The sequence below is a fragment of the Limnothrix sp. FACHB-1083 genome (assembly GCF_014696485.1).
Classification (GTDB): Bacteria; Cyanobacteriota; Cyanobacteriia; order CACIAM-69d; family CACIAM-69d; genus CACIAM-69d.
This window is the reverse complement of sequence record NZ_JACJQD010000003.1, coordinates 456,718-467,569: the sequence shown is the minus strand read 5'-3', so window position 1 is coordinate 467,569 and position 10,852 is coordinate 456,718. Positions and strand designations below refer to the sequence as shown.

At 54.4% G+C, this 10,852-nt stretch carries 11 protein-coding genes and 1 pseudogene; 7 read left to right on the top strand and 5 right to left on the bottom strand.

Annotated elements, in window-relative coordinates; translation table 11 throughout:
* Nucleotides 1-325: IS5 family transposase (locus H6F46_RS06205; RefSeq protein ID WP_190404968.1), on the bottom strand; the 325-nt coding region annotated here is incomplete at its 3' end.
* Nucleotides 326-613: 288 nt separating this feature from the next.
* Here H6F46_RS06205 and gloA point away from each other — a divergent pair.
* Nucleotides 614-1,042 (top strand): lactoylglutathione lyase, encoded by a 429-nt coding sequence (gene gloA, locus H6F46_RS06200; RefSeq protein WP_099533404.1) that lies wholly within the window; start codon nt 614-616, stop codon nt 1,040-1,042.
* 75 nt (nt 1,043-1,117) lie between these two features.
* Here gloA and H6F46_RS06195 read toward each other — a convergent pair whose 3' ends face one another.
* Nucleotides 1,118-1,468 (bottom strand): histidine triad nucleotide-binding protein, encoded by a 351-nt coding sequence (locus H6F46_RS06195; RefSeq protein ID WP_190353949.1) that lies wholly within the window; start codon nt 1,466-1,468, stop codon nt 1,118-1,120.
* A 741-nt stretch (nt 1,469-2,209) separates the two neighbouring features.
* Between H6F46_RS06195 and rpaB the strand changes: the two genes are divergently transcribed.
* The gene (gene rpaB, locus H6F46_RS06190; protein WP_099533402.1) at nt 2,210-2,983 is read left to right on the top strand and encodes a response regulator transcription factor RpaB; all 774 of its coding nucleotides are present in this window, start codon (nt 2,210-2,212) and stop codon (nt 2,981-2,983) included.
* 36 nt (nt 2,984-3,019) lie between these two features.
* Here the strand turns inward: rpaB and H6F46_RS06185 are convergent, their stop codons facing one another.
* Nucleotides 3,020-3,232 (bottom strand): hypothetical protein, encoded by a 213-nt coding sequence (locus H6F46_RS06185; protein ID WP_190353948.1) that lies wholly within the window; start codon nt 3,230-3,232, stop codon nt 3,020-3,022.
* On the opposite strand from H6F46_RS06185, the gene gor reads away from it, so the two are divergent.
* From gor to H6F46_RS06170, 3 genes are all read left to right on the top strand, one after another.
* The gene (gene gor, locus H6F46_RS06180) at nt 3,231-4,604 is read left to right on the top strand and encodes a glutathione-disulfide reductase (protein ID WP_190353947.1); all 1,374 of its coding nucleotides are present in this window, start codon (nt 3,231-3,233) and stop codon (nt 4,602-4,604) included. The genes H6F46_RS06185 and gor overlap by 2 nt on opposite strands.
* Nucleotides 4,605-4,996: 392 nt before the next feature.
* Nucleotides 4,997-5,653 (top strand): DUF3386 domain-containing protein, encoded by a 657-nt coding sequence (locus tag H6F46_RS06175; RefSeq protein ID WP_099533399.1) that lies wholly within the window; start codon nt 4,997-4,999, stop codon nt 5,651-5,653.
* A 382-nt stretch (nt 5,654-6,035) separates the two neighbouring features.
* Nucleotides 6,036-8,297 carry a glycoside hydrolase gene (locus H6F46_RS06170; RefSeq protein ID WP_190353946.1) on the top strand — a complete coding sequence of 754 codons (2,262 nt, stop codon included), beginning with the start codon at nt 6,036-6,038 and terminating at the stop codon, nt 8,295-8,297.
* Between the two features lie 388 nt (nt 8,298-8,685).
* On the opposite strand, the pseudogene H6F46_RS19785 reads toward H6F46_RS06170, so the two are convergent.
* Nucleotides 8,686-8,868, bottom strand: a pseudogene (locus H6F46_RS19785) (hypothetical protein); the annotation flags it as partial.
* Nucleotides 8,869-8,963: 95 nt separating this feature from the next.
* Complete coding sequence (gene hisF, locus H6F46_RS06160) at nt 8,964-9,764, bottom strand: imidazole glycerol phosphate synthase subunit HisF (protein ID WP_099533396.1); 801 nt, start codon at nt 9,762-9,764, stop codon at nt 8,964-8,966.
* Nucleotides 9,765-9,950: 186 nt separating this feature from the next.
* Here hisF and H6F46_RS06155 point away from each other — a divergent pair, with 186 nt between their 5' ends.
* On the top strand, nt 9,951-10,490 hold the full coding sequence (locus H6F46_RS06155; protein WP_190353945.1) for a phosphate-starvation-inducible PsiE family protein: 540 nt from the start codon (nt 9,951-9,953) through the stop codon (nt 10,488-10,490).
* Nucleotides 10,491-10,597: 107 nt separating this feature from the next.
* Entirely contained in the window at nt 10,598-10,801 is a 204-nt protein-coding gene (locus H6F46_RS06150) for a DUF2862 domain-containing protein (protein WP_099533394.1), read from the top strand.
* The last annotated feature ends 51 nt before the right edge of the window (nt 10,802-10,852 follow it).

Below are 10,852 nucleotides of genomic sequence, written 5' to 3'. Positions count from 1 at the left end.
ATTGCTCTGAACGACCTAATTTGTTCCGCAGTTGCTCTCGAATCTGGTCATGCATTTGCTGCCAAATTCCTTTTCGTTGCCATTTCTGGAAGTAATGGTAGACCGTGCTGTAAGGGGGTAAATCGTGGGGCAACATTTCCCACTGGCAGCCAGTGCGCTGGACGTAAAAGATGCCATTGAGGATTTCTCGGAAATCAACTTCTATCGGATGTCCAAAGCCTTTAGGAGCGGGCAGCAGCGGCTGAAGGAGCACCCACTCATCATCGCTCAAATCACTGGGATAGGCTTTGCGGGTAGGATTGGCAATGACCGGGAGACGACTCATGAGCTGGGTGATGCTTCGGGTAGGTCTAGCCTAAAACCGGATTTAGAGCTACCAAGTCGGCTTTAGCTTCTCTTTATAAATTAGCTCTTAGTCGCCATTAACTTTGGGTGTTCGGGGTGAGTCTTGCTGGAGGTGCTTTTGGGGAACCGGTTGAAGTTTTCGAGTTTAAACTGAAAAGCATTGTCCCTAACGGGCCATGCATCAGGCTGACCTTGCTAGTGGCTTTGCTTGCTAGTGCCTTTGCTTGTTCGTGGCTTTGTTAGATCGAACCGTTTGCGGGAGAGAACCATGCGACTACTTCACACCATGCTGCGGGTGGGCGACTTGCAGCGATCGCTCGATTTCTATTGCAATGTGTTGGGGATGAAACTCTTGCGCCAAAAGGATTATCCCGATGGCAAGTTCACGCTGGCCTTTGTGGGCTATGGGGACGAGTCGGAAACGGCCGTCATTGAGCTGACCCACAACTGGGGCGTGGAGTCCTACGAACTCGGGACGGCCTACGGTCACATTGCTCTGGGGGTAGATGATATCTATGCTACCTGCGAGGAAATCACGACGCGGGGCGGGCGAGTGACCCGCGCTCCCGGCCCCATGAAACATGGCTCGACGGTGATTGCCTTTGTGGAGGATCCAGACGGCTACAAGGTGGAACTCATTCAGCTCAAAAATCAGGATGCTGCCCCATCTCCATCCCTAGCAACGGCGGCTTCTTAAGTGTGGGTGGTGCAGACGGAGCGCGGGGCCCGTTGAAAGTACCCGGGCCCCGCGCGGCAGGCGGTTAAGAATCCATCAACCCGGCGGCCAGGCGAGCGATCGCCCGCCCAGCACATGGAAGTGCAGATGAAAAACCGTTTGTCCGCCATCTTCGCCGGTGTTGGCCACCACGCGATAGCCCTGATCCAGGCCTTCCTGTTGGGCAACTTTTTGGATCACAAGCATCAAATGCCCCAACAGGGTTTGGTCTTCCGCCGTGGCCGCCGCCAGGTTCTCGATCGGCTTTTTAGGAATCACCAACAGGTGGACGGGGGCTTGCGGATTCACATCCCGAAAAGCCAAGGCCAAGTCGTCTTCATACACGATCGCGGCGGGAATTTCGCGGCGGATGATTTTGCCAAAAATGGTGTCGCCACCGACAGTCATGGGAATAGGCTCCTTCGGAACGCAGAAATAATGCAGAAATTGGGAACATGAAAGCGTGAGGGTGCGAGCAGCCCTGGTGTGGGGAACCGCTCGCCGGCTGGGCGATCGAGTAGACTCTAGCACTCTGCCATGGGTTCGATGACGTTTCGATCGCCCCCCCGATTGGGTTGCGTTTCAGAATGGATCTGAAGGCCGATCGCGCTGGCTGCCGCCGTGAGCCAAGATGACGAGCCAAGATGACGAGCCAAGATCACGGATCCCGATCAAGGGGGGCAATGAATCAGCCGTTGCGGTCAATCCTCAGATTTCTTTAAGATTTGCGGCGAAAACGTTACATCTGGTAATATTCAGATGAGCGAGAATCCTTAGCCCATCAACACCTTGGCCCACTGTCGGCCAATGCAACTGACTGGAATTGATCACAACTCATTGAGATCAATCCCCTAAACCGTCTGTTACTGGTGACCTGTCAATCCATTGGGTTGAAGGGCGATTGCGTTCAGACCGCACCGTATTTGACAGACGTGCATTCACGTTTCTTAATTTTTCTTTGGCGACTGAATGACACCATTCAACCGTCGAAGCCCCTTCTCCGTTGATTGCTGAAGTGTTCATCAATCGGCTGTAATCGACTGATTTTGCTCGGATTGTTTTGACACAATTCATAAGTCAAAATGACCAGCAAAATAATCAGCCAAAGTTGATGAATAACTGCAAGCTTTTTAAATGAAATCAACAAAAATGTTGGCAGAAAATTCCTTGCAGACGATCACAGAATCAGGGCGATCGCGCGGCAAAATCCTGATTGTCGATGATGAATCGGCATTGCGGATGATCCTGACTACGCGCCTTTCGCTGGCGGGGTATGAAGTCGTGTCGGCGGCGGATGGAGAGGAGGCCCTCGAGGTATTTGACCGCGAGGATCCCGATCTGGTGGTGTTAGATGTGATGATGCCGAAAATTGACGGCTATGGCGTTTGCCAAACCCTGCGCCAAAACTCCGATGTACCGATCATTATGTTGACGGCCTTGGGCGATGTGGGCGATCGAATCACTGGCTTACAGATGGGAGCCGATGATTATTTGGCTAAGCCTTTTTCCCCTAAAGAATTAGAGGCGCGAATTGCCTGTGTGCTGCGCCGGGTGAAGGACAAAACCACGCCGCCCCCGATCGGGAATGGCACGATTCAAATTGGTTCCCTGCGAGTAGATACCCGGAAGCGCCAGGTTTATCGCAGCGATCGGCGGATTCGTCTGACCCATACGGAATTCAGCCTGTTGGAATTGCTGTTTAGCCGCAATGGGGAAGCCGTGCCCCGGGGCGAAATTCTGCAAACCCTTTGGGGTTATGCCCCTCGGATCCAAGCGGATATGCGGGTGGTGGATGTGCATGTGGCGCGGCTGCGATCGAAACTGGAAGATGATCCGCGTAACCCGGAAATTATCTTGACGGTGCGCGGCACGGGCTATGCGGCTCCTCGGATGACCGATAGTTCTGAGGCGATCGGGGCTTAAGGACTCGCCCAAAGGGATCTGCTCAAAAGAATCCACTCAAAGCTGATTGCCCAACTCGTGGTTAATCAATCGGCTGGGGGGCGCGGGGTCAGGGCATTTCATGATCGTGCTGTAATCGCCTTGATCGCCTTTCTCCTTCTGGGCTGCTAGCTCGATCGCAATCCAGTGCGCCCGTTTGCGAGGTCGGTTGCTACGATCGAAGGGCGGGGCAAGCTCGATCGCTCCGGCTGGATCAGAAGGCAACATCATGACATTTGACTACGACCTCTTCGTTATTGGTGCAGGCTCCGGCGGGTTGGCTGCTTCCAAGCGAGCCGCCAGCTATGGCGCAAAAGTGGCGATCGCAGAAAGCGACCTCGTGGGTGGCACTTGCGTGATTCGCGGTTGCGTGCCCAAAAAACTCATGGTCTATGCATCCCAGTTTGCCCATTGGTACGAGGATGCCACGGGCTACGGTTGGTCAGCAGTGGAGCCAGAACACGACTGGTCTAAGCTGATCAACGCGGTGCAGACGGAAGTGATGCGCCTTAACAAACTGCACATCAGTTTTCTGGAAAAAGCGGGCGTAGAGCTGATTTCGGGTCTGGGGCGCTTTGTGGATGAGCACCGGATTGAAATCATTAGCCCCAGCGGCACTCGCGAAGTAACCGCCCGCTACATCCTGATTGCCGTGGGTGGCGAAGCCGTGCGCCCAGACGTGCCCGGCATTGAACATACGATCACCTCTCGGGAGATGTTCCTGCTGAAGGAGCGCCCCCAACGGTTTGTGGTCTTAGGCGGGGGCTATATCGGCGTGGAATTTGCTGGAATCCTCAAGGGCTTAGGCTCTGAGGTGACGCAGGTGTTGCGGGGCGATCGAATTCTGCGCGGCTTTGATAGTGACATTCGGGATCAAATCCAGCAAGCCATGGTTGATCGGGGCATTGCTGTGCACACCCACATCGATGTCGCCACCCTCCAAATTGAAAAAACCGATGCCGGTTTGCGAATGCAGTTCAAAACCGCCGATGGTGTGGCCCATGAGTTGATGGCCGATGCCATCCTGAGCGCCACAGGCCGCAAACCCAAGCCCCAAATTGAGCCGCTGAATCTGGAGCTTGCCGGGGTGGAAGTGGTGAATGGGGCGATCGCCGTGACCGCTGACCACTGCACCAACCAGCCCCACATCTACGCCGTGGGCGACTGCACCGATCGGGTCAATCTCACCCCCGTGGCGATCGCGGAAGGGCGTGCCTTTGCCGACACGGTATTTGGTCACCAGCCTCGCACCATCAGCCATCGCAACATTCCCTCCGCTGTGTTTTCGCAACCGGAAGCCGCCACCGTGGGCATGACCGAAGAAGAAGCCCGGGCCGTCTATGGCGATCGGGTGAAAATCTACCGTGCTCGCTTCCGCCCAATGATCTACAGCCTGACCGATTGCACCGAAAAGGTGTTGGTCAAACTGGTGGTGGAGGGTGAAGACGAGCGCATTTTAGGCGTGCATATGGTGGGCAAAGATGCGGCGGAAATTATCCAAGGTATGGCTATTCCTGTGGTGATGGGGGCAACGAAGGCCGACTTCGATCGCACCATTGCTATTCATCCTTCCACCGCTGAAGAGTTCGTGACTTTGCGATAGATTGCCCAGGGCGATCGCCCCATTCTTGATTAATGGATCATTGATTAATGGATCATTAACTCATGCGCAACTCATGATTGATGTGCGATGTATCGATGATCAATTCATCCATGGGTTGATCGTGCTTGATTCATTCATGAACAATCAGCAGCTTATAGCCAATTGGTTGGCAGTTGGTTGGCAGTTAATTTGCAGTTAATTTGCAATTGGTTTGCAATTCGTTCATGATCAAGATCACGATCAACGCAATCATGATCAACCCACGATCAATTCATCATCGATCGGTTAGCAACTCATTGGCGACTGATCAATGATTCGGTAATTGATTCGTGGTTGGTTTTCCTGATCGGTTCCCGATCATCACCTTCCAAACACCCTAACTCTGGATCGCTATGACCCTCGCTCAAGATCGCGCCCAAGAAACCAACGCTCGGGATTTGTTTCGGGCTGCCTACGAAAATCGCTATACCTGGGATGCTAACTTTCCGGGTTACACCGCCGATGTGGAACTGTGCCAAGGGGAAGAAAGCTATCGGGGATCCGTGGCGATCGCGGCTGATTTCAGCGTCAGCGTCACCGGCATTGATCATCCCGAAGTGTTGAAAACGTTGGAACATCAACTGCGCGATATTGTCACCCATCGTCAGCGCAGCAGCTTTGACAAAGCCCACGGCCAAAACGAATTTACCTTGGGAGCCACTGACGAAACAGGCGCGGTGGAGGTGTTGGTTTCTGGGAAATCCATGGGATCCAGCTACAAAGTGCGCGATCGGGAAATTTGCCATGTGGAGCGTCCCGTGGGCCCCATGAAATTCATCATCGATACCCAAGCAACGATGGATACCGGTGAAGGCTATTTGCCCACCTTGACCGATGCCAACTTCTATAAGCTGCCGGAAAACCAACTGGTGAAGCAGGTGCGCTATGAAGACACCCACGAACGGGTGGGCAATTACGTTTTGATGAGTTCTCAAGCCATTCGAGTCAAGGAAGGAGACCAAGAAATCGTCACAACCATGACGTTCTCCAACTTGAAATTGCAAGGATAAACCGGATCAAACTTTCTCTTGGCTAGCCCTTGTCGATGTCGGTTGCTAGTGATTGTCTAGTTGATGACCAGTTGATTGCTAGTGAATAGTTAATTACTAGTTAATTACTGGCAATTTTCTAACTGCTTGCTAATTACTGGCTAATCACGAATTGGTCATTGGCTAATGATCGGATAGCCAGAATAACCGCTGATCAATCATTTGACCAATCATTAGTTCATGGCGCGGGTGGAATCTTTCCGCCCGCGTTTTGTTGTGCATGACATTGTGAACAACATCAAGCGTGAATCACATCAAGGATGAATCACAAGGGCCCTCAGCCATTGCTCCGGGAATTGACCTCGCGCCTAGAATGGGAGAAAGATTGGTTCGATCGCCCCCTATGCCTTACCCGCTGCACGTTGCCTTTGTTTGGCATCAACATCAGCCCCTCTACAAAAGCCGTGGCAACCTGGCCGAAACAGCCTTGGCAGACGTGCCCCAACAGTCGGAAGAAGCGCAATATCGACTGCCTTGGGTGCGGTTGCATGGCACCAAGGACTATCTCGATTTGATTTTGATGTTGGAACGGTTCCCCCGGTTGCGCCAAACCGTGAACTTGGTTCCTTCTTTGATGTTGCAAATTGAGGATTATGTGGCGGGCCGGGCGATCGACCCCTACTTGGCCTTGGCGCTCACCCCTGCTGAACAACTGCAACCGACACAAAAGCGCTTTGTGCTGGAGCATTTTTTTGATGGCAACCACCGCACCTTGGTGGATCCCCATCCTCGCTATTGCCAATTGTTTGAACAACGCAATGATTTGGGAATTCCTTGGTGTTTAGACCATTGGAAACCCGAGGATTTTGGGGATCTGTTGGCTTGGCATAACCTGGCTTGGATTGATCCGCTGTTTTGGGATGATCCAGAAATTGCCCGTTGGTTAGAACGGGGCAAGGATTTTTCTCTCACCGATCGCCAGGAAATTTGGGCCAAGCAACGGGAAATTTTGGCGCGAATTATTCCCAAACACCGATCGATGCAGGAGTCGGGCCAGTTGGAAGTGACCACCACGCCCTACACCCATCCCATTTTGCCCCTGCTGGCCGACACGGACGCGGGCCGGGTGGCCATTCCCCAAATGCAACTGCCCGCGAGCCGGTTCCAGTGGGCGGAAGATATTCCCCGGCATCTGGAACGGGCCAAAACCATGTACCAAGAGCGGTTTGGCTGCTTGCCTCGGGGGCTGTGGCCTTCGGAGCAGTCCGTGAGTCCGGCAATGTTGCCCGATGTGGCGGCGGCCGGTTTCCAATGGTTAATTTCCGATGAGGCGGTGTTGGGCTGGACGATCGAGCATTTCTTCCACCGCGACGGATCTGGCAACGTTCTGGAGCCACAGTATCTTTACCAGCCCTATCGCCTAGCCACGGATCAAGGAGATTTGGCGATCGTCTTCCGTGACCACCGCCTTTCGGATCTGATTGGCTTTAGCTATGCGGGCATGGAACCCCAAAACGCTGCCCAAGACTTGATTGGCCATTTGGAAGCGATTACTCGGCAACTGAAGCAACGCCAAGGGGACGATCGCACCAGCCTAGAGCAGCCTTGGTTGGTGACCATTGCCCTGGATGGGGAAAACTGCTGGGAATATTACGATCGCGACGGGCTACCGTTCTTGGACGCGCTCTACAGCCGCCTCAGCCAGCATCCTGAAATTGAGCTGGTAACCGTGGGCGATTATCTCGATCGATTCCCGCCCCGCGAAACCCTGCCGGTCGATCGCCTGCACAGTGGCTCTTGGGTGGATGGCTCCTTTTCCACCTGGATTGGCGACCCGGCCAAAAACCGCGCCTGGGATTTGCTGACGGCGGCCCGCGAAACCCTGGCTCGCCACCCGGAAGCCACCGAAACCACCAATCCGGCCGCTTGGGAAGCGCTTTATGCGGCGGAGGGTTCCGATTGGTTTTGGTGGTTTGGGTTTGGCCACTCGTCGAATCAAGATGCCATTTTTGATCGCCTGTTTCGGGAGCACCTGTGCGCCATTTACCAAGCCCTGAACGAACCCATTCCCCCGGAATTGTTGGAGCCGGTGGAAGTCCATGAAGCCACGGGCGATCGCACTCCCCAAAACTTCATTCACCCAATCATTGACGGCTGTGGCGACGATCAGGACTGGAACCAAGCGGGCCGAATTGCGGTGGGTGGATCCCGGGGCACGATGCACCAATCCAGCCCGATCCAAACCATTTGGTACGGGGTGGATCACCATCACTTTTATGTCCGGCTGGATTTCCAAACCGGCAAACAGCCCGATGAAATTCACCTGTGCTGGTTCTATCCCGATCGCCCCGCCCACAACAGTCCCGTGCCCCTGGAGCAATTGCCCGATTTGGCCCCGGCCAACTATCATTACCGGCATCACATTGGCCTGAAGTTGCCCACCAAAACCCTCTGGTTCTCGGAAGCGGCGGAATTTAACACCTGGCGGGCCCGACCCAGCCGCGCCCGCTTCGCTGTGGATAGCTGCTTGGAGTTGGCGGTTCCTTGGGATGATTTGCCCGTGGAGCCTGATTGGGGGCTGCGCCTAGCCCTGTTTGTGGCCCATCGGGGGGAATTTAGCGAAGTGTTACCCGGCGAGGACTTAATTCAAATGGGCGTGCCCTAGGAATAGCACCTGGAGCGATTGGGGCGATCGCCTGGTCAGCGCCCCAAATCCGCCAGCAACGGGACTGAAGCTCCACCTCGGGAAGTGCAAAACCCAAAAAACTCGAAACTCAAAAAACAAAACAAAATCGGCTAGACCGGTTGTATTACCTCAGGTCTAGCCGATTTCGTTTGTTTGACTGCAACTGAATTGCGGGTCAGTTTTGATGATCAGTCTTGGATGATCAATCACTTTGGGTGCGAAAAAACAGGGAACCGGCAGAACCATCCTGCTATTGCAGAGGCTCCACCAACCGATCCCAATCGGCGAGGATGGCGGATTGGCGCATCCCGGCTAAAGGATCGCTAGCGGTGACGGGCACGTTATAGGTGGCATAGGCATTGCGATCGACCGAGAGCAAGTAGCGCAGCGAACTGTTGCCCAGGAAGTAGACCACCACCAGGGCTGCCGCTGCTGAAGCAACGAGGGTTCCGGCCAGCATCAGCGAAAACTCCTTGTTGCTGAGGGCCTGTTGCATCAGGTGCAATGACCAAGCTACTAGGGCGATCGCCAGCAGCAGAACGACAACCATGGACAGAGTGCAGATCAAGATTTATGAGTGTGTTTTTACGTATTGTAAAGGAAATCTTGACAATCTGCCAGCAATTTATCGTTTCCTAAGGTTTTCTACAGAGTTGCGATCGCCCCAGTGTGACGCACTGGCAAGCCCGCTTGCTGCAAATCGGTCTTAATCTCGTCAATGCTGAGTTGACCGTAATGTAACAAGGAAGCGAGCAGGGCGGCTTCGGCCTTGCCTTCGGTCAGGGCTTCGCGGATATGTTGGCAGTTGCCCGCGCCTCCGGAGGCAATTACCGGCACAGCCACGCGATCGGCGATCGTCCGGGTCAGCTCCAGGTCATAGCCCGCCTGGGTTCCGTCTGCGTCCATGCTGGTTACTAGCAATTCTCCCGCGCCGCGCCGCACCACCTCTTCGGCCCAGGCGATCGCATCCAAGCCCGTATTTTCCCGGCCGCCGCGCACATATACATCCCAGGCGCTGGGCACACCATTTTCGCCGGTTCCGGGGCGGCGGCGGGCATCGATCGCCACCACAATGCATTGATTGCCAAACCGGGCACTGGCGCGATCGATCAAGTCCGGATCCCGCACCGCCGAAGAGTTGATGCTAATTTTGTCGGCTCCGGCTCGTAACAGTTTTTTAATCGTTTCTAAGTCACTGATGCCGCCGCCCACAGTCAGGGGAATGAACACCTGCTCGGCGGTTTCATAGACCACATCAAAAATAATCCCGCGATCTTCGTGGGTGGCCGTGATGTCCAAAAACACCAGCTCATCAGCCCCGGCGCGATCGTAGGCCCTGGCCAGCTCCACCGGATCGCCCGCGTCTTGCAGATTCACAAAGTTCACGCCCTTGACGACGCGACCGGCTTTGACATCGAGGCAGGGAACGATCCGTTTGGCGAGCATAGGGCAGAGGAGGGAAGGTGGACAGCCGTGAATAGCCACAGATCAAACTACGCGATCGCGATGAACCTTGGCCCCGGTGGTCTGAGCAGATGCGTCAATATAAATAATACAAATAAATCAGAGGTTGATTTATAAGATTCCCATAATCAAAATAAGAACAGCCCGCAGCAAGCTGGAGAAATCGCCATGAACCTGTCCTCAGCCCCCTCCCGTCGATTGCCCCCCGTCCAGTTGTTGACCGCCAGCGATCGGCCCACGGAAACCGGCGGATTTCGATCGCGTCTGGTCTGGGTGTTGGAACGGGTGCAAGACGCGATCGCCGTGTCCCTTTGCCTGGGCCTATTTGGCGTGATGGTGGTGCAACTGCGCGTCATTTTCATCTCCCTGCTGGAACCCCCCAACTTTCACCTGATTACGGCGGACATTCTATCGGTGCTGATTTTGGTGGAAATGTTCCGGTTGCTGATCATTTACTTGCAAGAACAGCGCGTATCGATCGGGGTGGCTGTGGAAGTGGCGATCGTTTCCGTGCTTCGAGAGTCGATCGTGCGGGGGGTGTTGGAAGTGCCCTGGCAGCAACTCTTGGCCACGGGTGCATTTCTGTTGGTTTTGACCCTGATTCTGTTGGCCCGGGTTTGGTTGCCGCCCACCTTTGAGGGCATTGACCCCGAAAAGCGGATCATGGAGCGCTATCGCCATGTCGCCAATGGGGATCTGGTGGATTAGGCCAAAAGCCCCCAACTCGCGATCTCGCCACCCCATCGATCGCGGCGATCGGGTCAAAATGCAGTAGTCTTATTAGCTGTGGATTCAGTTTACTAGAGACGGTTCCAGTGGTGATTGAGCTAGGTCAGCGCGTCAAAGTGCGCCGGATTCGCGATCGCATGTCCACCGCGATGGTTGAAAAAATTAAACAAAATCCGGTCGGTACGGTTAAGGAATACAAAATGGTTGACGGCAGCGGCATCGGCGTTGTCGTTGAGTTTACGGGTGGTTTGGCAACTTGGTTTTTTGAAGACGAACTCGAAGCGGTCTAAGCAACGAGTGAATAAATTACGCCAGTGGGAGTTGTTCCGCTGGCGTTTTTA

What these genes read in the sequence shown, in the direction of transcription:
- rpaB (WP_099533402.1), top strand. Translation starts at nt 2,210, where the DNA reads ATGTTGGCAGAAAATTCCTTGCAGACGATCACAGAATCAGGGCGATCG.
- H6F46_RS06185 (WP_190353948.1), bottom strand. Translation starts at nt 3,232, where the DNA reads ATGATGTTGCCTTCTGATCCAGCCGGAGCGATCGAGCTTGCCCCGCCC.
- gor (WP_190353947.1), top strand. Translation starts at nt 3,231, where the DNA reads ATGACATTTGACTACGACCTCTTCGTTATTGGTGCAGGCTCCGGCGGG.
- gloA (WP_099533404.1), top strand. Translation starts at nt 614, where the DNA reads ATGCGACTACTTCACACCATGCTGCGGGTGGGCGACTTGCAGCGATCG.
- H6F46_RS06175 (WP_099533399.1), top strand. Translation starts at nt 4,997, where the DNA reads ATGACCCTCGCTCAAGATCGCGCCCAAGAAACCAACGCTCGGGATTTG.
- hisF (WP_099533396.1), bottom strand. Translation starts at nt 9,764, where the DNA reads ATGCTCGCCAAACGGATCGTTCCCTGCCTCGATGTCAAAGCCGGTCGC.
- H6F46_RS06155 (WP_190353945.1), top strand. Translation starts at nt 9,951, where the DNA reads ATGAACCTGTCCTCAGCCCCCTCCCGTCGATTGCCCCCCGTCCAGTTG.
- H6F46_RS06170 (WP_190353946.1), top strand. Translation starts at nt 6,036, where the DNA reads ATGCCTTACCCGCTGCACGTTGCCTTTGTTTGGCATCAACATCAGCCC.
- H6F46_RS06195 (WP_190353949.1), bottom strand. Translation starts at nt 1,468, where the DNA reads ATGACTGTCGGTGGCGACACCATTTTTGGCAAAATCATCCGCCGCGAA.